The sequence below is a fragment of the Candidatus Poribacteria bacterium genome, assembly GCA_009839745.1.
GTDB lineage: Bacteria > Poribacteria > WGA-4E > WGA-4E > WGA-3G > WGA-3G.
This window is the reverse complement of sequence record VXPE01000117.1, coordinates 56458-81757: the sequence shown is the minus strand read 5'-3', so window position 1 is coordinate 81757 and position 25300 is coordinate 56458. Positions and strand designations below refer to the sequence as shown.

General features: G+C 47.1%; 20 protein-coding genes. 4 read left to right on the top strand and 16 right to left on the bottom strand.

Going from position 1 to position 25300, the window contains the following annotated elements; translation table 11 throughout:
* Positions 1 to 26: 26 nt before the first annotated feature.
* From F4X88_18595 to F4X88_18585, 3 genes are all read right to left on the bottom strand, one after another.
* On the bottom strand, positions 27 to 845 hold the full coding sequence (locus F4X88_18595) for a phytanoyl-CoA dioxygenase family protein (GenBank protein MYA58298.1): 819 nt from the start codon (positions 843 to 845) through the stop codon (positions 27 to 29).
* The gene (locus tag F4X88_18590) at positions 839 to 1711 is read right to left on the bottom strand and encodes a phytanoyl-CoA dioxygenase family protein (GenBank protein ID MYA58297.1); all 873 of its coding nucleotides are present in this window, start codon (positions 1709 to 1711) and stop codon (positions 839 to 841) included. Before F4X88_18590 ends, F4X88_18595 begins: the two co-directional genes overlap by 7 nt.
* 90 nt (positions 1712 to 1801) lie before the next feature.
* Positions 1802 to 2191 (bottom strand): hypothetical protein, encoded by a 390-nt coding sequence (locus F4X88_18585; protein ID MYA58296.1) that lies wholly within the window; start codon positions 2189 to 2191, stop codon positions 1802 to 1804.
* A 467-nt stretch (positions 2192 to 2658) separates the two neighbouring features.
* Between F4X88_18585 and F4X88_18580 the strand changes: the two genes are divergently transcribed.
* Both F4X88_18580 and F4X88_18575 read left to right on the top strand, forming a co-directional pair.
* Positions 2659 to 3414: a phytanoyl-CoA dioxygenase family protein gene (locus tag F4X88_18580; GenBank protein MYA58295.1), complete on the top strand. Its 756-nt coding sequence runs from the start codon at positions 2659 to 2661 to the stop codon at positions 3412 to 3414.
* Positions 3380 to 4516: a hypothetical protein gene (locus F4X88_18575; protein ID MYA58294.1), complete on the top strand. Its 1137-nt coding sequence runs from the start codon at positions 3380 to 3382 to the stop codon at positions 4514 to 4516. Before F4X88_18580 ends, F4X88_18575 begins: the two co-directional genes overlap by 35 nt.
* Before the next feature lie 34 nt (positions 4517 to 4550).
* Here F4X88_18575 and F4X88_18570 read toward each other — a convergent pair whose 3' ends face one another.
* The 11 genes from F4X88_18570 to F4X88_18520 all read right to left on the bottom strand — a co-directional run bounded on the left by F4X88_18570 (position 4551) and on the right by F4X88_18520 (position 20114).
* Positions 4551 to 5363: a phytanoyl-CoA dioxygenase family protein gene (locus tag F4X88_18570; GenBank protein ID MYA58293.1), complete on the bottom strand. Its 813-nt coding sequence runs from the start codon at positions 5361 to 5363 to the stop codon at positions 4551 to 4553.
* Positions 5364 to 5557: 194 nt separating this feature from the next.
* Positions 5558 to 6661 carry a Gfo/Idh/MocA family oxidoreductase gene (locus F4X88_18565; protein ID MYA58292.1) on the bottom strand — a complete coding sequence of 368 codons (1104 nt, stop codon included), beginning with the start codon at positions 6659 to 6661 and terminating at the stop codon, positions 5558 to 5560.
* A 168-nt stretch (positions 6662 to 6829) separates the two neighbouring features.
* On the bottom strand, positions 6830 to 7288 hold the full coding sequence (locus F4X88_18560) for a hypothetical protein (GenBank protein MYA58291.1): 459 nt from the start codon (positions 7286 to 7288) through the stop codon (positions 6830 to 6832).
* On the bottom strand, positions 7285 to 8433 hold the full coding sequence (locus tag F4X88_18555) for an ATP-binding protein (GenBank protein MYA58290.1): 1149 nt from the start codon (positions 8431 to 8433) through the stop codon (positions 7285 to 7287). The genes F4X88_18560 and F4X88_18555 overlap by 4 nt, the downstream gene beginning before the upstream one ends.
* Before the next feature lie 351 nt (positions 8434 to 8784).
* Positions 8785 to 9420 carry an NUDIX domain-containing protein gene (locus F4X88_18550; protein MYA58289.1) on the bottom strand — a complete coding sequence of 212 codons (636 nt, stop codon included), beginning with the start codon at positions 9418 to 9420 and terminating at the stop codon, positions 8785 to 8787.
* Between the two features lie 47 nt (positions 9421 to 9467).
* Complete coding sequence (locus tag F4X88_18545) at positions 9468 to 10358, bottom strand: hypothetical protein (GenBank protein ID MYA58288.1); 891 nt, start codon at positions 10356 to 10358, stop codon at positions 9468 to 9470.
* Positions 10359 to 10420: 62 nt separating this feature from the next.
* Positions 10421 to 11392, bottom strand: coding sequence for a DNA cytosine methyltransferase (locus F4X88_18540; GenBank protein MYA58287.1), 972 nt, complete (start codon positions 11390 to 11392; stop codon positions 10421 to 10423).
* A gap of 15 nt (positions 11393 to 11407) precedes the next feature.
* Positions 11408 to 16087, bottom strand: a complete 4680-nt coding sequence (locus tag F4X88_18535; GenBank protein ID MYA58286.1) for a DUF91 domain-containing protein — start codon at positions 16085 to 16087, stop codon at positions 11408 to 11410.
* A gap of 10 nt (positions 16088 to 16097) precedes the next feature.
* Complete coding sequence (locus tag F4X88_18530) at positions 16098 to 17720, bottom strand: glycoside hydrolase family 32 protein (protein MYA58285.1); 1623 nt, start codon at positions 17718 to 17720, stop codon at positions 16098 to 16100.
* Between the two features lie 35 nt (positions 17721 to 17755).
* Positions 17756 to 18496, bottom strand: coding sequence for a hypothetical protein (locus tag F4X88_18525; GenBank protein ID MYA58284.1), 741 nt, complete (start codon positions 18494 to 18496; stop codon positions 17756 to 17758).
* A 58-nt stretch (positions 18497 to 18554) separates the two neighbouring features.
* A complete protein-coding gene (locus F4X88_18520; protein MYA58283.1) occupies positions 18555 to 20114 on the bottom strand; it encodes a glycoside hydrolase family 32 protein in 1560 nt (519 codons plus the stop codon).
* A 322-nt stretch (positions 20115 to 20436) separates the two neighbouring features.
* Between F4X88_18520 and F4X88_18515 the strand changes: the two genes are divergently transcribed.
* On the top strand, positions 20437 to 21099 hold the full coding sequence (locus F4X88_18515; protein ID MYA58282.1) for an aquaporin: 663 nt from the start codon (positions 20437 to 20439) through the stop codon (positions 21097 to 21099).
* A gap of 589 nt (positions 21100 to 21688) precedes the next feature.
* Here F4X88_18515 and F4X88_18510 read toward each other — a convergent pair.
* The gene (locus tag F4X88_18510) at positions 21689 to 22141 is read right to left on the bottom strand and encodes an Hsp20/alpha crystallin family protein (protein MYA58281.1); all 453 of its coding nucleotides are present in this window, start codon (positions 22139 to 22141) and stop codon (positions 21689 to 21691) included.
* 478 nt (positions 22142 to 22619) lie between these two features.
* A complete protein-coding gene (locus F4X88_18505; protein ID MYA58280.1) occupies positions 22620 to 23270 on the bottom strand; it encodes an AAA family ATPase in 651 nt (216 codons plus the stop codon).
* A 956-nt stretch (positions 23271 to 24226) separates the two neighbouring features.
* Between F4X88_18505 and aroF the strand changes: the two genes are divergently transcribed.
* On the top strand, positions 24227 to 25243 hold the full coding sequence (gene aroF, locus F4X88_18500) for a 3-deoxy-7-phosphoheptulonate synthase (protein MYA58279.1): 1017 nt from the start codon (positions 24227 to 24229) through the stop codon (positions 25241 to 25243).
* Positions 25244 to 25300: the final 57 nt, after the last annotated feature.

The following is a 25300-nucleotide window of genomic DNA, read 5'->3' as shown; positions in this document are numbered from 1 at the left end:
TTTTGAGGGTTCGTTTGGTAGAATTTTCATTCGGGAATATCTACTTTAAACGGATCTATGAGTTCATTCAACGCCTTCCGTTGTCCGTGATCTCGGCTTTCGAGCTCATGAAGTGCGACCGGAATTTCATCTTTGTGTGCATCGAACGGAAGCCACCAAGACGCGTCGGTGTGATGAAACTGCTTCGCATAGACCCAGCGTAAGAACACCGTCATCCGCGGATACGCCTCATGGTTCCACCGCCTTCCCGCGTGCCGCGTGTTCGGCAGAAACACAATGAAATCACCAGCGTTTACGGGGACATTGTGGACCATCGGTGGTGCGTCATCCATCGTGATGTCCTCTGGATACTGAAAGTTGGATTTATGGCTTCCCGGAATGCAGGCAAATCCGTTGCCCGGTGGCACATCCACGAGCGAAACAGAGAGGTTAAAGAAACTCGCGAAGATCTCATCGTTCGCGACTTGGTATTGGTGATGTGGACCTCTAAACCACCCTTTATGTCCACCATGGAGTTCCAAACCATCAGCGTTAGGATAACAAATATTCGCTACGACATCGAAGACTCTCGGATGGTTCCACGTCAAGGCAGTCGCCACGCGCAGGATTTCTGGATTTAAAATCAGCCGTTGGAACGCTTCATGTCCGTAGTGCATGTTATAGACCCACCACGGTTTCCCCTCTGGTGCATTGATTCGCATAGGGGGCTTGAAGTCTGACGCATCCCATTCAGACCACTCAAACATCTGTGCCTTCATCAGTTCGACATCCGCTTTTGGCACGGCGTTCCGCACCACAAAATAACCCAGCAGATCGAGATGCCATTTTTCTTTCTGTGTTAGCATAGTTCCTCCCCCGTCTCCAGTTTTTTGAGGATCCGCTTGGCAAACCCTTTTTCACCGCGTTGGATCAATTCCAACTCGTATTCATCTTCAGAGATGCGGTGCCGATGGGCTTCTATTGGGAGGTTATAATTCTCATTGAAATAGAAACTGAATTGATACCGATTGAAGACAACGCGACGTGGAGAATCGACTTTCCAAAATTTTGCCCCGTGCATCAAACGCGGTGAAAAGATGAGGCAATCCCCTGCCTTCAGCTCAAACGTAATTGCGGGTGCCCATTCGTTGTCGATGTCAAGCGTCGTAGGAAACGTAATTCGTGATTTATGCGTGCCGGGGATGCACATGAAACCGTTGTCCTTCGGGACATCAACGAGCGTTATAGCGGTGTTGACGAAATTGCTATAAATCTGTCCGTTACCGGCTTGATAATCGTTGTGCGGATTATGAAATCCATCAGGAAACTCAAAACCGCTGGTATCGCGATGCAGTCTCTCCTTTTCACCCTCAGAGATAGGACGTTGCTTTTGCAAGACAAGCGCGCAGTTGAAAAGTCTCGGACGGTTCCACATCAATCCCATTACAATCCGCATCACTTTCTCATTAAGCGATAATCGTTCAAAGATCCGGTCACCGTATTGAACGTTGTTCAGAACCCCGCTGTATTCGTCTTGCGTGACATTCATAGGTTCCGGTGCAGTTTTAGGGGCAGCGAACCACCCGTCCGCTATCTCAAGCATCCGTTCAACCTCTCTTGGCGATACCACCTGTCGAAGCACCAGATAACCAAACAGATCGTAGTGCCATTTCTCCTCTTCCGTCAGCGTGGAGCGGAGATTAATAGCACTGTCTTCACCGCGAATTAGCATAACGCCTCCTCGGAATTTTGGTGGACGTGCAGCCCAGTTTATGTTAAAAAGGTACAACTTGCAGAGAACAAATGAGCAGCATTTTTTGAATCAAAAAAGTTTCCAGTGGCTGATGACCTCACCTGTATTTGCATCAACCAATTTATTGTCGTCCTTCAACAAATAGGTGCCACCTGCTTTTACATCAGCAGAAAATTTGGATACGAGTTGGATGGTGCTCCCCGTGTCGTTATCAAAAAAATGACGGTGTATGGTCGTCACTGACATATCACGCTTTCCTGGCAGGACCAAAATTTCGTCAATAGCGATCTCCCCGTGGGCATCAATCTGCTTGCGCATAGCTAATTTGCCATCAATTCGGAACGCGATTAACTTATACCGTTGGAGCCACCCGCCCTCTGTGTCAATTTGGAGAGTGGCGAGTTCGGATTTCGGCAACTGTGGCACTTCATACGCGCCCTCCGATATAAATTTATTCATAACCGTTCCACAACCGACAAACGGCAGAGACAGAATTATACTCAGGAATAAAATAGAAGCATTATATCGGAATTTCAAATGCCATTGCGTCCCGATTTTATTTCCACAGCGACATCTGCGCTGATTACATTTCATTTCTTTACCCCCAACTCGGATAGATTGAACTTGGTGTAACTATACTATCCGGTTGAATCCCTGTCAACTGGAATTTTTCGACGATTCATATTACATTTGGGTTGAATTTTCAAAGATCGCGGAATTTTTCTACATTTTTGAAGAAATTATTTGACATTATAGTGATATTTATGATATAGTTAAATTCGCACCGGCAATTTACACTTGGCAGTGCTGTGGTTAGAGGGAGTCTTACTCTCTCCGGTCCACTACTATTGTTCCGGTTGCTACCCGCGCGCCCCTATGGGGTGCGGGGGACCTAAACATCGTATTCCTCTCCCTGGTAATATAAGATGAAAGTAAACCCACAACAACTCATTGATGATGGCTATGTCGTGCGGCGACAGGTCGTTCCGCCGGATCGGTTGGAAGAACTGAGAACGAGTTTTGAAACCCTCGTCGAGAAGCAAAAGGTCATCTGGGCACGCGAACGGAAACCGGATGAAGTCGTTGACGCAGCGACCGCGAATACCGTCGAATTTTGTCTGTATGAGAATACCCTCGGGGTAAGTCAGCAACTCATGAGAGCACCCGATGCGGCAATCACATTGATGGCACTCATGTGTAACCCTGTGCAAGATCACGGTCCGGCCAGTTGGCATCGTGATATTGAGCCCACAGGACAGGCACCGCTCAAAGGCATGCAGATGGATTATGTTAAAAACGGACCAGGATATGTGCAGTGGAACATCTCGCTTTACGACGATAGCGTGTTCTGGCTCGTGCCAGGAAGCTACTGTCGCCCAAACACACCAGCGGAACACCAACACCTCTTGACACGTCCACAGGAGCCGATGTCGGGTGGGATTCCAATTGAACTCTCAGCAGGTGATGGGGTCGTCTATAGTCACATGGGTCTGCATTGGGGTAGCAACTATAGCACAAAATTGCGGCGGACGGTTCATCTTGGTTATCGCGCTTTTGGTAGCGATTCCTATCCATCTGTTGTGCAAGCGTCTCCGACTTGCACTGGAAGATTTAACAACTTCGCAGTGAAGCGAACAGGAGTTACTATTGACACAAAATCGAAGTGTAATCATCAAAATTGAGGCGGGTTCGGTCAACCGGGACAATGACCTCGTCCGCATGCGTTTCAAGCCGAAACGTTACTTTCCCGATTGGCAAGAAGGGATTTCCTTACTTGCGATGTCTACAGCTGATGCAGACGGTCATGTCTCCGACGAGGAGATCCCCTGTCAATTCGAGCCAACATTACGAGAACTTGCCTGGCAGACAAGCAAACTTCCGGCGGGGACATCGACATATTACGCAATCCGACAGATTGATGGACCACCCCCAAAAGCCCGTTATCAAATCGAACAGAAACCTGCACATTTGCTCATTTCTGCCGATGACGCGTTATTTGCACGATACAACTTTCTCGGTGTCTGGAAGCCTTACTTTTGGCCCCTCAATGGGAATCATGGGACTGTGGTCCGCGGGGCTGGCGGCGAGGACCATCCGCATCATACAGGACTTTACCTCGCCTACGGGGGGCACGGTGAAGGCGGGTCTGCAAACATCTGGTCCGATTGGGACGAGCCGCCTTATGGACCCTGCGGGAAGATGTTGCACCAACGCTTTGTCCGAATCACTGAAGGGAACGTCTACGCTGAATTTGTCGAAGACCTGATCCATGTTAAGGGAGATGGTGAAGTTATCATGACAGAAACGCGGACCGCTCGGGTATGGTATGGGAGCAACACGCGGCGGTTTCTGGAAATTATCCACGAAACGACGCCGCCGTTGGACATCGGTGATCGGCAATTCCTCTGTGTCGCCCGTTTGAATCCGTCAATGGGTATACCGGAGAAAGGGCACGTTGAAAATTCCAAAGGACAGATTGGTAGAACAGAGGTGCATCATCAACGGGCGCGATGGTGCGATTTAGGTGGCACAGTGGGAGATGGCATATCCGGTATCGCGCTGTTTGATCACCCCGAAAACGCTGAACATCCCGGATTTTTCGGGGAAATCGCTGTGCAGGAACAGATGAGCATCCTCCACCATCCGCCTGATGAGTTGGAAGATGACCGTTTCCGGCTGCGATTTGGGGTCTACGTCCACGCAGGTATTACGCCAGAGGCAGATGTCGAGCGGCATTATCAATGCTATGTAAATCCGGTGCAGGCGGAGATCTTGAGGGACTGAGATTTTTACCCCTAACGAAAGCGATCTGTCATTTTTACCGCTTTCGGTGCTTTACATCCAGTTCGCGCAGGAGTGCTAAAGTCTCCTCAAACGGCAGTTCACCCGTTGCAGTCGTGTGTTCGAGATAGTCGCGCGTCTTGTTGTTAAACACACCATAAAAGGCACGCACTTCAGAGTCGGGATGGTCTCGCCACAGGTCAACAGGTATAATAGAATCTTCGCTTAAATACCGACGGTTCGGATGCCCATAATAGACTTGCACCGTCTTACGTTCTTCTTGCGTAGGACGGGTCGTCGCGGTGTGTAAAACACCGATGTTGAAGAGTATGGCTGTCCCAGCGGGTCCGTACAAATCGACAATGCCCCTACGCTCCAACTGCGCGTCTGTTTCGAGAATTTCATCTTCCACCGATTCCGGTGATAAGGAGAAACAGTGGGTCGTCTCATCAACATCGGTCAGATAGAGCATCAACTGTATGAACCCGATGCGTAACGGATGCTCAAGCCAGTGCCTCGGACCATCTCGATGCCACCCCCGATTCAGCTCACCATCGTAGGGGGCCATGTAACGGATGCAGACTTCTGAAAAGCAAGGGGCATTCCCCATCAATGTCTGCAGACAATCCATGACGATCGGATGCCGAATCACAGTGTCGAATTCAGGTGAAGTCAAAAGGGCATCGCAATTCACGGTCTGGTGATGCCCGATACGATACCAGTGATCTTTCACTTCAGTGCGGTCCCGGTCAAAGGTATGAACGAAACGCGCAACCTCTGCATCACTCAGAATCTTACCGAGTGAGACATACCCATTCTCTTTAAAAAACGCATAATCTGCTGGTTTCATATTTTTAATTATACCTTGCGAGAGAACGACGCGAGTTTAGATTTCAATGTGGCTTCCTAAGTATCCGCTTGCGTGTTTTTGCTTGGGGTCTTTGCTTGGGCATTTCTGCGTATTTCTGCGTATTCCTGCGTATTGTTGCAGGCTACGTTTTTGGTTTCTTATGGCAAACCTAACAAACAAATAGACAGCTTCCATCAACGCGCTTGTAATCTCCGAATTCGGGCGGGCGTGTCGTCATTCTGAATTTCGGAGGAGAGAATCTGGAGGTTCCGATCTTCAATCGGTAGTTCCACTTTTACACCGCCACGCCGATGCGATTCTCGGAGTGCGACCGCAACCTCTAATGCAGCACGCCCATCTTCTCCCGAACATTTCGGGGAAGTCCCGTTCTCAATGGCGTTGATGAGATCTTCAACGATTGTGAGTCCCATCCCCTGCATCCGCACGGGAATCGGGAATGGACATTGGGCAGGCACTCCGCGTCCACGCCGTCCACCGGGGATCACACGAATCAATTCAAAGGTTTCGGCGTTGTTGACAGAACGGATACGTCCGGTCGTGCCGATGACATCGACCTCCCACGGGGCTGCCCCACACGATGTACTGCGCAGATACGCACGCACACCGTTATCAAAAACGAGATAGCCGTTTCCCTGCAGATCACTTTCCCCTGCAGCCGCTTCATCGGACTCCATTTCACCGAAAACCCACTCTACGTTTCCGCCTGCCATGTAACGCAAAATATCAATAGCATGGCTCCCGTTATGCGAGAGTCCACACTGGGCATAGACTGTCACTTGAAGCACATCACCGATTTCGCCTGCGTCGATGAGTTTTCGGGCTTCACTAAAGAACGGATTCCAGCGGCGCGCACAATTGATCGCCAGCGCGACCCCTTCTGCTCGGCAGGTCTCCACCATCGCATCCGCTTCGGCGAGACTGAGCGCAATCGGTTTTTCTGCCCAGATCGCTTTGACACTGGAGCGCGCCACATCTTGCACAAGGGTCGACCGAATCCGTGCCGTCGTGCAAACACTCACAATGTCCAGATTTTCCTTCTCCAACATTTCACGATAATCGCTGTAGATGTGGTCAGAACCCAGTCCCCACCGTTCACCGAAGATCCCTGCCTGTTCGGCGTGTAGATCGGCACCTGCTGCCAATTCTACATTCGGTGCCGCATGATAGGTCGGACCGTGACAGTATGGCAGAAAGATCGAACCACCTTGCGTGATTTCATCGTCAAAAGTGCTTCCCATACGTCCCAAACCGATTACACCTGCTCGATACATTGTCATCTGTTTTTCCTCCAAGAGAGTTTATAGTAAAACTTAGAATTAAAAATACATTTTAATAATATTGGGAGGCTCCAGTTCCCGTAGGGGCGAGGTCTCCTCGCCCACCAAAGAATGTCTCATTAATTTTTGGACTTACTATAAACCAAACAAATTTAGGCGATGATATGCTTACGGAACAGCATCCGCGTTCAATATAGAATCTGGTCCAAAGATGCTTTTTTGGCGCAAGATTCTGCGATACCTATTATTTTTAGCAAATGCTGAATCAATTCTTCCGGTAGAAATCCAGTGATAAGTGCTTCGATGTTTCAAATCTTCCAAGTTTTGTGCCGAACGATTGCGCCATTGTACTAACCAATCTAATTTCGCGATGACATTTTCCATCTCGCTTGTGCGCCCTTGATGGACCTCAACAGAGTAAATCCTGTCCTTATACCCAAACACATAATCCCAACGGGGTGCATTCGGATAACGTCTTACGAGACAAGCATCTATATCAACACTTCCTGTCAAGTTGCGTGTTGAATTCACTCTGATTTTATGACGATTTGAACCTAATGCCTGTAATCCGGCTTTTAGACATCGGGTGAGCTCAGAAGTCCTCTGAACCACATCGGCGAAACTCACAGGTCTGCCCTCCACATTGCTTCAGAAAGGACATCGGCTACCTTCGTGCTAAACAGTGTAAGTCCCCCCCAATCCGAAACCGCTTCGTCTGAATCTTCAGCATCTAAGGTTGAAATGTTTTTGACCTTGTTATGTGGCGAAAAATAATAGGTCTTGAAGATTTTTTCCTCAAATACCGTTTTCGTCAATTCCGTGGAAAAGGGAGTGACGTTCAAATCCAACAATTTCAATAGATGCGTTGGATCGGCATTCCATTTGACGAGCAACTGTATAGCCCATATCAGTTCAGGTACTTGGGATGAATGGGTAGAAACGATAACTTTGTAGCCACGCCGCAAGAGCTCAAAAAGAAGAATGAGTAAGACCGAAATAGATTGAGGGTGCAATCCCATTTCCGGTTCTTCGATAAGAACCCAATTGAGATTATTTTTCTTTTTCCTACCACCTGAAGGCAGTAATCGATATAGACCCATCAAAAGGGGCAAAAATTCTCTCTGCCCAGTGGACCAAACCATAAACGGAAGTTGGCTGCCTTCAACATCCAAAATAATGCGTTTACGTAAGCCAGAACGGTCGAGTTTAACCTGAGCCCCGCCAAAGATATTTTCTCCAATTGCATCTTGTATCGTTTTATTTATACGACCGGCCTGCGGGAAAATAACATCCTCACTATAACTTGATCGCATTTCCAACAATAAACGCAAATGCTCACTGAATTGTTTAACAACATACGGGTCACCGATAGCATAATCTGTGAATGCGCGAGGCCACCCATCTTTGAGCGTTATTGCCCGATGTGCGGGTATCAGGAAAAGAGATTCCGCTTTTTTTCTCCCTTTCTTTGATAACACTTCCTCAAGTGTAAACATTTCGTTGTCCACGGTGATTTTTGTCGATACGGTGTCCCAAATTTTTTCCATCCCTTCACCGAAGTAGATTGACAAGAAATGCTCAGTTTTACTGTGCCAATCAAATCCGTGTTTTTTCAAGGTCTGGGCAATATCGCCCGCGTCTAAAACGAGTTTCACCAGCTGGAGCAGAATGCTTTTTCCACTTGCTTGTTCGCCAACGAACACCGTCAAATCTCCAAAGGAGATATCGGCTTCCGGTATTTGTCCAAGTGAAGTAGCTTTTATCCGTTCCATAATTCTTTTATCTCTTTTTCGGACGTTGAACGTTCGAGACAAACTTTCAACCTAGTAGTGCATCAAGATTGAGTTTATGATAAGTAGGTCGGGTAGAGCGTCAGCGAAACCCGACATCTTCAGGAGATCCGACTCTCAAACTCAAAGTTGAAAGACTACTAGTAGTCGTTCAAGTTTGAACTTAAGGGTTATTCTTTCGTTTGTAGTAGGGCAATTCATTGCCCGTTCTTGCGTTATCGACGTGCGATAAATCGCACGACTACGAACCTGCCCTCAACTCAAGGTTGACAGAACACTAGCGGAAACACCTACGTAAAAACACCTACGATATTATATCTATTTTACCACAGTTCAGATTTTCTGATAGACGAAATCCAGCCACTTGTCTTGTGGCGATATAATTTGGGGTTTGGGTGAAAGCGGTGTCCAGTACGGCTTGAAAATGTGTCCTTGATCACTTTTCAATTCCCATGCATCCTCTGTTTCCTCTTGTGTGGACATAAGAAAAAAATGTCTCTTTTTCTGCGCACTTAAGTTTTCATTCGGGATCCATCCTATAATGTTGGTGTCAATACATGTCGGCTTGTGAAATTTGTCATATTCATACGCAATGTACGAAATGTGTGTGAAGTCCTCTCCTGTGGAAAGATAATTGACCGTAAGTCCCTTGGAGAGTTTTCGCTTGTAGGGAATTGCGGTTAAGTTAGGTTCAATATAAACCTGGGTTGTTTCCGTTATGATTCTTTGGTTATTCTCCAACTCATTCTCAAAACACCCCAAATAGTTTTCAATTTCCACAAGCTGTAAGCCCGTTTCCTCATAAGCCTCCCGCTTTACAGCGGTTTCAATATCTTCGTCCTTTTCAACAGTGCCTGCCGGGATTTGAACACCCGCAGTTTGATGCTTAAACACGAGTAACTCCCTGACACCACTCCGCTCACGGACGATAAATGCTGTAACCTTTTCGACCACTTCATTCACTCCAATTTCTCCTTAGATCGAGTTCGAGAACCTCAAGGTTTACTCCGGTATATCTATCTGCCCTCACCATCGTTATCTGGATTTCTCAATTCCATCAATTCAGGGGACCATTCAAACTTCGGAGATGCCTCCGGATTGAACTCTTGGAGATGTGAAAGATGCGTCCGAGTTATCGCCTGCGTGTACCGCCAGTCCGTATCGCCATAAATTTCTGCGAGCAGTGCCGCGAGTGACGGGTCGTATGCTTTCAACTTATCGCGGGTATCAACGTGATTATGTTGGTCATCGTTTGCCCGGTTCGTATCAAACCAAGATTGCGTGCCTTCAGCCCAATATTCCGCTTTGTTCGTAATGGCATAAGTGTCCTGCCACAGCCCTTTCTGAACTGCCGCGTCGAACATTGCCTGAAGGCGGTCCTCAAAACTCGGATCCACCGTATTCAATCCCATCTGATGGATCGCATGCGCGAATTCGTGAACCAGAATGTTTTCAGTCGAATAAGGATCGCCTGCGTAGTTGAGCAGATTTTCCTCACCACAACTGACAGCAGGTCTGGCAGGGGTAGACCCCAAACCGCGTGCCCGTCGGTCCCAATAAGAGGCAGGTTGTAGATCACTGTGTTCAGGGATCTGGGTTGTCAGTTCGTTATGTGCCATCACCGCAAAACGGACGTTGTTTTCTGCGAGTGCCTGTAGCACATCCTGACGATGCCCAATCATCTGCCGAATGAGCCATGCTGCTTCCTTTACGGCGTAAGGGTTCACCTTCGCCGATGCGACGACAGGCAATCCTTCCACATCGATCCATTGTTCGTAAAACGAGTCCAAATTAAAAGTCTCACGAACAGTAATTGATGGAGGGACAGGTTCACGGATGTTGATACTTTGCGCTGTTACAGTTGCCAATAGCATGCTGATCGTGAGAATCGCAATTAAATAAAGCATAAGTTAGCCTTCGTTTTGTATCAGGAAGTGTGTTAAAGTCGCAAGTACATTCAAAAACCATTTTATTCTGATTCTCGGAACAGGAGCAATTGAACGGATTTTTGCTTGGTTGGATCTAAACGGACATCCTTTTCCGAGATATATGCGTCAATGCAACGTGCGATGTATTCTGCTTGCTTTACCGGCACTGCATTTCCAATCATCTGCTCCAAATCGGTTTTCGATCCAGCGAAATAGAAACCTTTTGGAAAGGTTTGGAGATAACTTCTTTCTAAGGTAGTGAGCGGACGGACGCTTTCTGAAATTGGGGCAGTATCTTTTGGATGCATTTTATACGTTTTGGGAATAGGACGGTTAACGCCTCTTACCGTTGGACTCGGTTCGTCAATACTAAAGACAGCACGGCGACTGTAGTTGCGGGGGTGTCGGTAATAGTGGGTGATGTCAAGGTCATCTCCCAAGTAATCTCGCACACTCATTGGTTGAGTTGTCAGGCCGTTATCCAGATAACTCGCAAGAGCTCTGCTATCAGCGGAGATAGATAGTCCCAATTCACCGATGAGAAAAAGGCGCTTCCGTTTTTGAGGAACACCGCACTGGTTGGCATCCAAAATTCGCTGCGTCAGCGAATATCCTGCCTCTCTAAGAATCTCACCTGCTTGCCGATACCGTTGACTTTTCACAGTTCTGTCTACGTTTTCCATCACAAACCATTGCGGTTTTATGTGTGCAACAATCTGTGCGAAACTTATAGTCAGATCTGCCCGTCCTAAATTTTCGTTCCGTTTACCCGCATGCGAAAAATCCTGACAGGGCGGACCTCCAATAATCATGTTAAACTGATACGCGTTTAAGGTCGTTAGACTTTCTTGCCAATTGCTGAGATCAAGTTTGTGTATGTTATGTTCAAAGTTAGCACGATAGACCTGAATGGCTGGCTCCCAGTTATCAAAGGCGGCAACGGCTTCAAACCCGGCATTTTGGAATCCGAGCGTCATGCCACCACACCCCGCGAAGAGATCGATGAACTTCATAGACATTTGTATTTTCTATTCCTGCGACACCTCAATGGGTTCGATTCCCAGTTCCTCACATTTCTTCTTAACGTCTTCAGGAATTTCTGGTGCTGCAAGTATGCTGCGGACCTGTTCACATGGCAAGCTATATTTGACAGCTGCAAGATGTTTATACTTCACAGCTTGCCAGACCCCAACATACCTGCCGGTTCCAGACGAAAATCCAGTTTCTACTTCTACAGTTACAGGGTTCTCAGAACTATCCTTTAGCAAAACATCTACCCTATCACCTGACCCGAATGTATACTCAATTTTAATCAGTTCCAATCCTTCACCCAATTGGGAGGGATTATTTGCTAAGTCTTTCTTTAAATTCTCATGCTCTTGACCTTCACCACCGCCACCGCTACCGCCGTGACCACCGCCACTACTTTCTCTATTGTTGGATGTATTCAGTGAATGCCCACCGGATCGACTTGTCCTGCTCGTCCGGAATGGATTATACGTTCCGGTCCCAGATCCCTTTGTTGTTGAATTAGGATCTCCGCTGCCTATTTTAGGATTCTCGTTGATCTCTGGTATTTCATGTTCAGATCCATCGTCAGTTGTTTGGGTAGTAGAGATTCTGGTTGTAGTCAGAGTTTCCATATCAGATGGCAAATCTACAAGGGTTTCAGAGTCCTCTAAGGTTGAATTGCTATCTACTTTACCTATTTCAGGTTCTTCGCTATCCATCGGCGTTTCGACCTCATATCCATCTGCTGTAGCATCCGTGCTTCCATCGTTAGAGAAATGGTCTCCAGAATCATCTACTCCCGCTGCTACGGTATAATGATCCTCATTGTCCGTTGGAATTCTCATATTGGATTCATCAACTGCAGGATCAACGTCTTCACTGTTAGGCACATCAGGGCGTTTCTCATCAAGAGCCTCTATCTGTTTTTCCTCATTATCTTTAGGATCTTCATTGAGAAATTTGGTATCAAGACCTCTTCTTTTCCAATTAGAGAGAACCCTGTCTCGTTTTTTTGTCGGTGTCAGCAAATCCTCAACAAATTTACCCAGTACTTTGATACCAAAGTAATCCTGCAAAGCATCGCCAATAAGCTCAGCATATTCATCTTTGTGTGCCTCTAATCCTAACCAGAGTTTCGCTTCCTGTTCATCCAAAAAACTCAGACGCGGATCCGAATCAGTAACAGGAATCCCTTTCAAGTTATATGTCCCTTTTACTTCCTTAACGCGGCAAACTGACACTTGCTCCAAAACCCCCGCAAGTTTTTCTTTTTCAGGTTCTTCAGAAAGGCGCGGGGACTTGAGGAAGGCATAAATATAAGGATGTAGGTTTCGCACCCTCTCTGACCAATCTGGGTCTTCTTCTGGATCTCCCTCCGGGTGGGATTTGAGTTGTGCCTGAGAGCACCCTTCTATCTTCAGAGTCGAAGCAAGACTCGACAAATCATCGTCAAATGTCCAAAAAGGTACCTCGCCTTCAAAAATCTCACCAATATGGGGATGATCTTTCAAAACTAACTCTTGTCGGGTGAAAAACCCCCACTCCTTTCCCCTTTTGCCGAGCCAGCATTTATCGTCATATATTATTTTCTTCCATTCGTCTTTTTGCCACTCGGAAGTTAGAAACTTGTAAAGCCTTCGAAGGCGTTCACGCACCTTCTTGTCCGCAGCTTGCTCTGGATTTTCTGCAATCTCTTGAATGCGATGAGCGTAATCTCGTTGAGATGCTTGCTCCGAAACTCGGAGAGTATTTTTGAAAAAAGATTTGAGGGTTGCTGGGTAATGTGCTTTAAGACAACGATGATCACTTTCAAGGACCTCGCTCTTATCCTCCCAAAACACCTCATCTGTTCGCCACCAGCGCGACTCTGGATTAGGCGTAAAGATAAGGGGTTTTTGTTTGAATTCTTCAGTCCCTCCTCCATCAGTGGTAGAGGTAAATAAGCGGTATCCCTGTTGATTAAGAAAACGATAAAGTGGTTCAACCTCTTCCATGCTCACTTTTGTATTGCTCAAGGTTCGGAGGCTGTTCATTACATTTTCTATCTTTGGCTCCAGAGCGATTTTCAATTTCTTAGCCAACCATTGGGCAGTTTGTGTGCTAACATCGAAATCCGGGTGTAAGTAACGCATATTATCACCTAATACCCTACGATTCTCATCAGTTGGAGCAAACAGTTCAGAAGGCTTATGCAGTTTACCGTGTTCGTCAGGCAGCCAACCAGTTTCCTTGAGTTGACGGTAGAATCTTGCATCAAAAGGAATCGGTTGTTTCCAACTGTAATAAAAGTGATAATAGTCACCTTGAAAGAACGCATCGCGCGCCGATTCGCTTGACGATCTTGATTTTACTGCTTTAATCAACAGATACCAGATCCCCCGCGACAAGTTTACTTCGCTGTGATTACTTATCTTGGCCAATATTTCCGGCAGGCCATGGAAGTAAAAGTCTTTAATATATTCTTGGGTACAATGTCGTCTCTTAACTCCTCTCTCCTCAAGTTTTTTGGTAAATTCTTGTTGGTTTTCATCATTGGCAAGAATTTTCTTTTCCACAACCGGCGGCGTATCCATAGCACCAATCGCTTTCAAAAATTGGATCCATTCTTTTGCATTAGAGTTGCCATCCAGATATCCACTATCTACAAACCATACATCATTATCGGAGACTGAAAAATAGGTTTCCAAGTGAGTATCACCTGTGTAGGCTTCCGGTAGATACGCATCGTAAGGTTTTACAAAATCATAGGTTTCTGGTTGACCGTTGTTATAAGCTCTTAAGATTGGAGTCCCGCAGAGTTCTGCCTTCAACTGCCTATGCTCATATTTGTCAAGTTTGTCCCAAACCTTGAAAATATAACGGACATGCAAGCGATTTTGTTCTTTAGAGGGTTTGTCACACCGAGAATATTGCGGGAGAATCCATTTGCCAATCATCTCTTGAGGATCTAAACCCCTAACGCCGAGCTTCTCGAGGAAAGATTTGATGTCATGCCCTTTTTCTCCTTGAAGCAGGGTTGACTGAAGGATGGGCAACTCATCAAGGAAAGGAGCAATTTCTTCATATTCTTCATCTGTTTCTGGCGGAAAGAATGCCTCGCTGGCACGCACATGTCGCCCATTTTCAAGTCGAATCAATGGCAGTTTCTTTATTCGATCCAATTGGGTTCCTTGATCTTTCAAATAGGTATACAAGAAATGCAGCCATTTGTTGGGTTGCTCCTTCCACCAATCAGAACCTTGTTCTTCTAACCGTCCCAAAATCCGACTGATATCTACTGATTTTACGCCTGCCTCTTGCATAACTTTGAAACACCGGCGAAACTCTTCTGTATCTTGGATCTCAGGGTGTAACCAATCACTCTCAGAATGCAACCAATTATTTTCAATCAATTGTCGCAGGATTTCGTCATCGGGGTAGTACACGTTCTGAGCTTTTGCGTATCTATACTCTATGCCGCGCGGGATGGTAACACCTTTACTGTTAACATGAAACACACTTTCAGCTTTGGCATATCCTCCGCTTTGTGTCGGTACAAACGCTCTTTCCTGCATCGCTTTTTGGAGTGCCTCAGCAATAGGTAAAAATTCACTTGGCACATTATCTTCGTTCAAAGGTACTACGTTAAAGAACGCTGGTTCAAGTAAATCGCTTGCCTTCAACTGTTCCAAAATTTCAGGAAGAAATCCTGCTGTTTCTTTCACCAGCCATCTGTTCCATGGATTCTGCTCCGTTTTTTCAATATCGTTACGAGCAGGATTCGTTTGATAGCGTGCCTGAATGAAAAATCGCAGATGAGTTTCCTTTTCAGTCGAAAGGTAGGCAAATAATACACAATTATCCATTGCTATAATTTTACCATCTTGTAGTTTGAAGGCGACTTCAATAGGTTGAAGTTTATCCGCAGTTTCTTGAATGCGTTTCCGTCGTTCTGGATCATATTCTATTTGCAAAAGTTCATCAATGACATCTGGTGGAGGTTGAAATTTCTTGGAAAAAATGAGGAATCTCTCAGATTTTTGAACCTCGCCATTCATTGATGCTTTTAACTCAACTTGGTCAGCACCTTGTATCTTTCCATATTGACAGCGGCAATAGGTTCCTGCCTGTCCGCTGCATACATCATGCCATTGAATCGTTTCAAGATGAGGTAGAAAGAGCAAAGGTCGCTTTTTCAATAACTCACGAAGTTGATCTTTCAAGAGCGTCAGGTCTTCTTGACGCAGGTTCTCCTTGAAAGGTAGACGAAAGACTGTTCTACCTTCTTCTACCAACTCTGCAATTCTTGGAGGGACCCTATCAACGCCTTCTACCAAAGGTGAAGAAGCGAAATCTTCGAAAGTTTTAGAAATACTCGTAGGATCTGGTAAGCAAAAACGTTCATCACCAGAATAGACTTCTGGGCGATCCGTGTAGTTGTAAACCGCCTTGAAGCCAGTGCCAAAATTGCCAATTTGTGTCAGATCCTTATCACTAAAACCGACTGAACTAATCCTGAGTACATCCTCTTCACGGAACTTGCATCCATCGTTCCAAACAAGTAACTCTTTCTCACACAGATGCAATTCAAGCCGTTTACTTTTACTGTCATCAGCATTTTGAGCGAGTTCATAGACGAAGTGCGTTTTGTCGCCACGTTGCTCACGGGTACTACGCAGATTTATGATTGGTTTTATTTTTTTATAGTCTGTTGCCATAATTTGTATCTTACTCCCCTTCCCGATACTTTAACTCCGGCCAGATAGCACGCATTTGCCACACATCCATCGAAACCACCTTCGCGTCCCCACCGATCGCGAAAAGCGAGAGTCCGTTGCTCTCTGCTTGCTGTGGGTAGACGCGCGCAACGGCACACTGCCGTGAGAACAGTGGGAATAATTTGTCGATACCCTTTCTCGGAAACGCCCATTCCGGCAGACACTCTCCATTGTCAGCAAAGACTTCGATAAGACTTCGGTCGAGGAAGATGCGAAGACGCACCTTACCGTCCCCGCTCAGACGGAAGGGTGCAATTTCAGGCGGTTTACCGACAAGATCCGTCCGCAGGGAGGAAGTGGAGGTGTCGATCTGTAAACTATCGTTGGTCTTGCCGTGTCTGTGGTTGTAGATAGAGATTTTTGTCCGTTCACTCCCGTCAGGGGAGCGGAACACATACAAACCGAACTCCCGTGCTGTCCCGATCTCTACGGTCATGTCTATCTCAATCGCTTTGCCGGCTACAGCGTCAAGGACGCGTTCTTCATTTGCCGATAGCCCAATATCGGTGAGCCGAGTGTGTGTGCCCCGTAGACCTTTCACCTCTTCTACGGGTTCTATCGCCAACGCGTTGTCCGCTTTCAGCGTCAGGTGCCACGGGAGCGTCATACACAATCCTGATGCGGCCTCTTCACCCTGCCTTCCGTCCGAGCAATTTAAAATAGCGATGAGGCGACCGCGGGAATCTATTGTTGCAGAGGGACAGGAGACCATCCCACCACCGAAGGTGCCGTGGTTGATTCTACCGTGGTATTCAGGGGTAAACCTATGTGTTCCGTAATCGTATTCACCGATGTAGTAGCGCGCCGAACGCTTATGGCTGAAGAGGAGCAGAATGTGCTTATCATTTCCGATAGGCAGGAAATTTGGCACCGCACCGTCTTCACCCAAGTCGCAGAAAACATCGTCAATCAGCAACGGATGGAGATATTCCCAGTGCGTCAAGTCCTTTGAATAAAAAAGGTGGGACGCGGATCTGCGCCGTTCACGAATCCAACCGTTCGCCGATGTTCCTGAGATCGAATAATACCCGTCTTCCTCTTTCCAGATACACGGATCAAAGACGTTGTAGGGTTGCTCGTATGCGTTGGTTTCAATGTTCGGAATGACCGGGTTGTTCGGGTGCTTTTCCCAGTTGAGCAGGAGCGGATCACTCGCAGTGGCGATGCTATTCCCCGACATTTTGCCGTGGTAGAGAGCGATAACCCGTTCATCTTCCACGAGGCACTGACCACTATAGCAGTGGAGTTCGGTATCCGGATACAACGCAGGTGGGAGATCCTGCCAGTGCACCAAATCCTCGCTATAACAGTGCCCCCAGTGCACACGATCGGCATCCGGGGGACCGAATTGGTAAAACAGGTGATACCTACCTTGCCATTCGCAAAATCCGTTCGCATCCCCCATGCCGTAGAGAGAGGAGATATGATAGATGGGACGGTACGGGTCCGATGCCCACACCTCTCTACGTTTCTTGTAGTCCTGCACCGTCTCATCCGTCTCAAGGACAGCGAGTTGCGCCGCCTCTGTGTCGGGATAGGTTTTACCTCGGAGTTTTTCCCATGCCTCTGCCATATCGGATTACCTTTTATTCACATTATTTATATAATTCACCATAAATGACCTTTAAGTTGTGCCCATGTCGTCGTTAACTTGTTTGCAGCTTCAACTGATAACCCTGAACCCCCGCCAAATTTAACATCAATCTCAAATTCATGAATTGTTTCGTGCACGTCCCGCTCTCTCGGTGTTACAGGTTTCTTCCAACGATCCTTGTTAGGCTTTCCCTTAGGGACTTTCGTCGCTTCAACATCGGGCATCGAGTCCACAATTTTTGACACATCCCATTCAGGAATTTCGCCTACAGGAGAGAGTGTGGCAATATTGGCTGTCCGTCCAATTTCAACCCCATTCAACCACAATATATAAGAATCGTCATAGTCAATCCGAAACATAACTTTTTTCGCTGTAGCAGCTTCAGGAACATCAAAGTGATAACGCGTGTACAGTGAACCAACTTCACCCGATTTAATTTCTGTATTGTCATCACCATCACCGTAACCAATGCTGGTGATACCTTTCTTCCAGTTCTTATCGTCAAATTCGAGTTCAGTCCAACCCTCAACATCTTTGTCAGGAACATGGTATTTTACCTCAACGCCCTCATCAAATATAACATCCTTTCCGACAGTGAGTTGAATAATAAGCGTCATATCACTACTGCTGAACCCGTCATTATAACATCCTGCGGCAAGCACATTATCTTTCGTAAAGATTTTAGGTGTATCAGCGGCATAAGCTGAGGACACAAGCACGCAACAGAAGTATAGAAAGATAAACCGTCTAATCATGGTAATTTCTCCTATTTTAGTTCTTCCATAATCGGTATAATACTGTGTCTACTGGCATTTATTCATATATATTCTGCATCTGCCAAGCGTCCAACGATTTAAGTTCACAGGATTGCCCTTGTGATCGCAGTGATACACCGACACTCTCTTCCTTGTCGGGATAAACGCGCATCGCTACACACTGCTTCCCATTCGCGAAGACTTCTACAACACTCTTGTCAACGAACACCCGTAATTTCAGCGTCTCGTCTTGTGCAATGGAGACAGCTCCGGTTTCGGGCGCGCGTGAGAGAACATCCGATGCGAGCGATGAATACGATGAGTCGATCGTGAGTAAACTATCGCGAACGCGATCGGGTATATCCGGGTTACGCATACCGCGCTCTCTGTAAAAGGCGATGCGGGTGAACTCTTCCTTCTGCGGTGACCGGAGAACGTTGAGTTCAACCATCGGTGCTGATTTTACATCAATTTTCAACTCAAGTTCCATGGCATTGCCGTTTATGCCTTCCAGCACGACCTCTTCGTTTGCGGGGAGTGTCATCGCATCGACATGCTGGTGCGCATACCGCAACGATTCGATGTCGCCAGCAGGTTCAACTCCGACTTCATCTCTGGAGAGGAGCGTCAAACGACGCGGCAACGTCATAATCTGATTCCACCCCTTGGTAGGTTTCGCCGGATTCATGTTATAGATAACGATAAGCCCCCCATTACCATCAGGTGTGGCAGACGGGGCATGAACACCCGCAGGTGATGCCGCTCCGAAATTGTTTTTCGCACCTGCTGTCACGATGAACTTGTCGCGTTCGGTGTCATAATCACCGAGCAGATACTGACCGCCACTCATGTGACTAAAGAAAAGGAGCATGTGCCGGTCGCCGATGGGCCAAAAGTAGGGACACGCGCCGTCATCGCCGACTAAGGTGTACATATCATCTTCAAGGAAGGGATGTAGGTAGACCCAATTTGCGAGGTCTGCTGAACGGAGCAGGAAATTCGCACGCACCCGTTTACCGCCCGGTCCGTGTGGGAGTGTGCCACCCGACAGCGAGTAATACATTCCGTCTTTTTTCCAGATGCATGGGTCGAAAACGCGATAGACCGGTGTTGTGCCGTCGGCGTGTTGCGATGGGATAACCGCTTTGCCAGCGACTTTTTCCCAATTGAGCAGCAACGGGTCACTTGACACTGCTACCATATTACCGACAACCGTTCCGTGATACATCGCAATGACACGATCTTTCTCCACAACCGTCGCGCCGGAGAAGCAGCATCTTTCCGGATTCGGATATATCGCATAGGGTAAGTCGCGCCAGTGGATAAGGTCATCACTGATTGCGTGTCCCCAGTGCTGTCGTGTATCTTCAGGCGGATATGCCTGATAGAAGAGATGCCAGCGTCCCTGCCAGAAACAGAGACCGTTCGGGTCATTGAGCATCGCTTCAGGATTGATATAGTGATAAATCGGACGGTGCGGATCGCCTTCATACGTTTTCCGATAAGCGTTGAGCCGTTGCATCAGTGGATTCGTCTCCAATGCTGCTTCCTGCTCCTCTAATGTATCTGGGAACGTATAATGCGGCACACGCGAAGTGTAGTCTTCGTTGGTTGCCATCGTTTCTCCTCTGTTGTGTAATATCTATGAAATTCTGTGGTGTTTAGCATAGCATAGCATAGATTGAATGTCCACAATTTTTAACTACGCGATACCATTGGAACTTTTGACGAAGCCACATAAATGCTATAATATTGTCCAAAGTTTGATGTAAAATTAAGGTATAATAAATTTATCATCGCACATATTGGGAAACAATTGGGTTTCAATGGATGCAGTACACAAGTTATTCCAACACTGGAAGGCTGGAATAACCGAAACAAGAAGGTATCAATCCAACAGATTTTACCATTTTAGAGTAGGATACTCATAGCGGAGTTTCATGAATACGAAAAACTTAATTGCCGAGTTTGTTGGAACCTTCGCACTGATCTTCATCGGTGCAGGCGCAGTAGCGATAGGTGCAGGTGGCTTAATCGGGGCAGCATTCGCCCACGGCTTCGTTGTTATAGCGTTTATTTACGCGTATGGGCATATCTCCGGTACACATATCAATCCAGCTGTGACGCTGGGCTTCTTGATAGCAGGTGAAATAGAATTTGTCGTAGCTATCGGCTATTGGATTGGGCAGTTTCTTGGCGGAATTTTGGGGGCAGTGCTGCTTAACGTCGTGCTACCTGATCCTGGCGATCTGGGCGTGACGATTCTAACCACAGAGGCGAATGGTGGGGCCTTCACGGTTACTGCAACACAAGGGCTTATCGTCGAAATCGTACTCACCTTCTTCCTCGTCAATACCATTTTCAATACCGCCGTGAGCGGAAAAGCGGGGAACTTCGCAGGACTCACTATCGGGTTAGGTCTGATGTTTTGCATCGTCATGGGGGGACCCTTGACACGAGCTTCGCTCAATCCGGCGCGGACGCTGGGACCTGCTGTTGTCAGTGGTAACTACGCAGACATCTGGCTCTATTTCGTAGGACCGTTTATCGGGGCAATCCTCGCCGCACTTCTCTATATCGGCGTCTTGAAGGATAGCACTTAACAATCCGAATGCTTTAGACAAATCAACGGTATGAATGCCTTATGGCATTCCCCGGGGTCCAACCCACGTGATTCGTACTTTTTCGAGTAAAAAAACTCGACAAACACCGCGCTTTTGTGGTATAATGATACCAGCATCGTGGATAGGGTTTCCACCCCAATCAATCTCTGATTGGGTCCTATCCCTCACCCGTGGAAAGGTGTGTGGTGCTGGTGCGAAATCACTCAAAACATTAGAGAAACGAAGAACATATATTTCGGTTAAAATACCTTTACCCCTCTTTCGTTTCTCGCCAAATACCTCGCGGTCGGGCAGACCGAGAGTCTAAACGCTTGTGGAGTCCAAGTAAGTCCTCAATCAGAGGCACGAGAGACGGAAGCAAGAATCCTACTCGTTTACGTGTGGGAGTGTCAAAGACAAAGGAGAGGCGTAGCAGGCATCGGGTAGCCTGCAACAACGGCGCAGGCGAGTTTAAGAAACGCACGTAATAGATAGAACGCACGTTGTTCCTCCGCAAGGTAAAATTAAAATAAAGAAGGCTGGCACATTCACGCGCCAGCCTTCTTTATTTTGTGTTATGGTAAACGTATTAGGATGCAGTTGTGATAGGAATCTCGGTCGGTTTCACGGCTTCCGGCTTCGGGATGGAGAGCGTCAACACACCGTCGCCAAATTCGGCTTTGATGTCGTCCGTCTTTACTTCCGATGGGAGTGTGAATCTCCGCTGGAAACTGCCGTATCGTCTTTCTACACGGCGGTAATTTTTGCCTTCCGTTTCCGCTTCCTGCCGTTTCTCGCCTTTAAGGGTGAGGACGTTGTCGGTTACGGAGACATTGACATCATCTTCGGAGACACCGGGAAGTTCGGCTCGAATTTCATATCCGTTTTCCGTTTCAGAGATGTCCACCGTGGGTATCCAAGAGGTTTCCTCTGTATCTGTCCGCCCTTCATGAGAAGCGAAGAAGTCTCCAAAAATCCGTCCCACCTCGTTGTGGAAACTGAACGGATTTCTCATCGGTCTGCGTAAGGTCAAGTAAGTCATTTTCTTTCTCCTTTTGATTTTTGTTTCTGTAGATGTTAGATGCAAGTTCTATGCCAAATGGATTGCAATTTTCGTGCCAATCTTTTCTGAGGCAATCTGAAGGTATTTGCCTCACTGTTTGCATATAGAGCAAATTCCGTGCCAAAACTGCCTTTTATTTTTCTAGTAAAGTCCGAAAATACGTGAACATTTCATCGGGAACTTGCACCGCAGCGTCACCGTCCCCGGTAGGCGAGGTTGCCTAACCTCGCTGTGGTGTAGCGTGTTCAATTAATTCTAAAACCCACCAATAAAGCATGGTAGAAGGCGCGAGTGGGACTCAGCCCTGCCGAAAACATGGGAACCTTGAGAGAATAGGACGGAAAAACGGGTTTGCCAAATTGGCATCGTCTGTGCCGCTATGGCATTGGGTGGATGTCAAAATGACTTTGATGGGTAGAAAGGGAGAGATAGAAATTTTTGCCGCGACTCTTAACCGCTAAGCCGATCCATTTTCTTTGATTCGAGCGCGAATTCCGGCAACAAGCGTGCGCAAGGCAACCGGGTTTTCATCTTGAAAGGGGATAATCAGATCAGCGTATTGCTTGCAGGGTTCGGTATAGACTGGAAAATTAGGAAGGACATCGCGCCGATACCAGTTGATAGCCCACTCCAAATCACCGCCGCGTTGTGCGACATCACGGAGCATTCGTCGCAGGACCCGTTCATGCGCATCTACATCAAGGAACAGTTTGATATCCATCAAGTCTCGTAAATCTTCACTCCAGAAGATGAGGTGTCCTTCCACAATGACGACTTCGCTCGGTTGCACGCTCGTTTTTTCTGCACTGCGTTGCGCGGCACGCGTGCCCGGGGTGGGTGTGTAGATCACATCGCCATCGCGGAGTTTCTTGATGTCTGCGATGAGAGCATCCCATAGAACGGCATCCGGGTGATTCGCAGTAATGACGCGTTCCCGTTCTGCCTCGGAGTATTCCGACCAGTCGCGAAAATAGGAGTCCTGATTTAGCACGACAGGCGAGTATTCCGTGAGTTGTTCCGCTAAGGCACTCGCGAACGTTGTCTTTCCAGAAGCAGACCCGCCCATAATCCCAAGGGTAATCGGTGTAAAATGTTCTTGTTTCGGCATAGTTCTCTCCATAGTTTCCTCTTTTGGTATATTAGCACATCTCAATTTACGAGTCAATGCTATTTTATTAGGTGCGGATTGACTTCACGCCTACGGTTGGAAAAAAGAAATTTGACTTGCATAAAAAAGTGTGTTATTATATAATAGATTTAACTGTTTTACAGGAAATCACAGCGTCCCTTTTCAAAACGCTATTCCCTGCGAAATTTTAAACGCTTTTCCAGAAATAACGTCTTACGTTATAATAACCTAAGTTGCCAGTTTGTAGCATAGGAGACCGTTAGCCTGTGCCTCTTCGTGCTGAAAATGGCAGGGAATGCACTCAGTTTTTCACAAAAATGATCGCTTTTGGCTGAAGAACGGTGTTCATGCGTCTAAAATCACATAGGTAGCAAGTTGGGTTATAATAATAAAAATATCCGCGCTAATAGCGGACTTTGCTTGCAGAACATTAAGGGCGAGGCTTTTGACTGCCTCATTTTTAGGAACTTGATAATGCGAACGCTTCAACGGAATACAACCACAGTACAGATACCTCATGTCCGGATGGCTCCAGTCTCTTCACGGAACACTTCCCGCTACGTATGGTCTCTTTTTACCCCGTTTACAAGCCGTGGCGTGTTTGCAGGCTTTTTTGGATTGTATCTGTATCTTTATCTGTACTTATATTTGTACAGCAACGACAGGTGGTGAAGGTTCGTAGGCGATGCCCATAATACAAAAACTAACGGATTCAATTATCACCACCCGGCGTTGAAATAGATTTCAATGTTGGGTATTTTTTTTAACCGAGTTTGATTTGCGACAGACAGAATTATTTTTCGGTGTACTGGTCATCATTTATCGAAAGAATGGTTATCGGTTGTCAGTCATCAGTATAAAGAGAGAATTGGTAAACGAAAAACCTCTTAACTGAAAACTGAAAACCATTAAAAAGGCGGAGGTAGTTGAAAAGCATGGTAATCGTTACCAAGACCGATGCGACACAAGCAGATGTCGATGCCGTTGTAAAACGGATCGAAAACGCCGGATTGAAGGCACAAGTCTCAGTCGGTGAAAGACACACTGTCATCGGTGTCATAGGAGATAAAACATTGCTTGGTGATATTCCGATAGAGTCAATGTCTGGTGTCGATCGAACGATGCCAATTACGGCACCGTTCAAATTGGCAAGCCGTGAGTTTCGGGATGAACCGACGGTTATTGGCGTCAACGGCACAAAAATCGGGGGACGTCAGGTCCCCGTCATTGCCGGTCCGTGTGCAGTAGAAAGCACGGAACAGATCGTAACCATTGCACGGCAGGTCCGACACGCCGGCGCGAGTTTCATCAGAGGGGGTGCCTTTAAACCCAGAACCGGACCGTATAGTTTCCAAGGCTACGGCGAAGAAGCTCTTAAAATGCTGGAGGCAGCGAAAGCCGAAACCGGGCTTGGCATCGTCACCGAGGTCATGACACCCCACGAAGTCGAACTCGTCGGTGAATATACAGATATGTTCCAACTCGGCACGCGGAACATGACGAACTTCTATCTGTTGCGTGAAGTCGGACGCGCACAGAAACCTGTCATCCTCAAGCGTGGGATGTCCGCGACAATTGAGGAATGGCTCCTTGCTGCTGAGTATATCCTCGCAGAAGGCAATCCCGATGTCATTCTTTGTGAACGCGGTATTCGAACCTTTGAAACGCACACCCGCAACACGCTTGATCTGAATGCTGTGCCTGTTATTCACGAACTGAGCCATCTGCCTATTATCGTTGACCCGAGCCACGGCACCGGTATCCGAAGTCTCGTGTGTGATATGACAAAGGCATCTGTGGCAGCAGGCGCTGATGGTTTGCTACTGGAAGTTCATCACGATCCAGATCATTCAATGACGGGGGATGGGGCGCAGTCGCTGTTCCCAGATCAGTTTGAGACCTTGATGCAGGAATTGAAAGCGATTGCTGTCGCCGTTGGTCGCGAAATGTAAATGGCGGTCGGCGGTCAGCAGGAAATTCGTGGGAGTTACGAATGTTTCTAACTCTCA

Coding starts and splice junctions, on each gene's coding strand:
- F4X88_18595 (MYA58298.1), bottom strand. CDS start 845: ATGCTAACACAGAAAGAAAAATGGCATCTCGATCTGCTGGGTTATTTT.
- F4X88_18590 (MYA58297.1), bottom strand. CDS start 1,711: ATGCTAATTCGCGGTGAAGACAGTGCTATTAATCTCCGCTCCACGCTG.
- F4X88_18585 (MYA58296.1), bottom strand. CDS start 2,191: ATGAATAAATTTATATCGGAGGGCGCGTATGAAGTGCCACAGTTGCCG.
- F4X88_18580 (MYA58295.1), top strand. CDS start 2,659: ATGAAAGTAAACCCACAACAACTCATTGATGATGGCTATGTCGTGCGG.
- F4X88_18570 (MYA58293.1), bottom strand. CDS start 5,363: ATGAAACCAGCAGATTATGCGTTTTTTAAAGAGAATGGGTATGTCTCA.
- F4X88_18565 (MYA58292.1), bottom strand. CDS start 6,661: ATGACAATGTATCGAGCAGGTGTAATCGGTTTGGGACGTATGGGAAGC.
- F4X88_18555 (MYA58290.1), bottom strand. CDS start 8,433: ATGGAACGGATAAAAGCTACTTCACTTGGACAAATACCGGAAGCCGAT.
- F4X88_18545 (MYA58288.1), bottom strand. CDS start 10,358: ATGCTTTATTTAATTGCGATTCTCACGATCAGCATGCTATTGGCAACT.
- F4X88_18540 (MYA58287.1), bottom strand. CDS start 11,392: ATGAAGTTCATCGATCTCTTCGCGGGGTGTGGTGGCATGACGCTCGGA.
- F4X88_18535 (MYA58286.1), bottom strand. CDS start 16,087: ATGGCAACAGACTATAAAAAAATAAAACCAATCATAAATCTGCGTAGT.
- F4X88_18530 (MYA58285.1), bottom strand. CDS start 17,720: ATGGCAGAGGCATGGGAAAAACTCCGAGGTAAAACCTATCCCGACACA.
- F4X88_18525 (MYA58284.1), bottom strand. CDS start 18,496: ATGATTAGACGGTTTATCTTTCTATACTTCTGTTGCGTGCTTGTGTCC.
- F4X88_18520 (MYA58283.1), bottom strand. CDS start 20,114: ATGGCAACCAACGAAGACTACACTTCGCGTGTGCCGCATTATACGTTC.
- F4X88_18515 (MYA58282.1), top strand. CDS start 20,437: ATGAATACGAAAAACTTAATTGCCGAGTTTGTTGGAACCTTCGCACTG.
- F4X88_18510 (MYA58281.1), bottom strand. CDS start 22,141: ATGACTTACTTGACCTTACGCAGACCGATGAGAAATCCGTTCAGTTTC.
- F4X88_18505 (MYA58280.1), bottom strand. CDS start 23,270: ATGCCGAAACAAGAACATTTTACACCGATTACCCTTGGGATTATGGGC.
- aroF (MYA58279.1), top strand. CDS start 24,227: ATGGTAATCGTTACCAAGACCGATGCGACACAAGCAGATGTCGATGCC.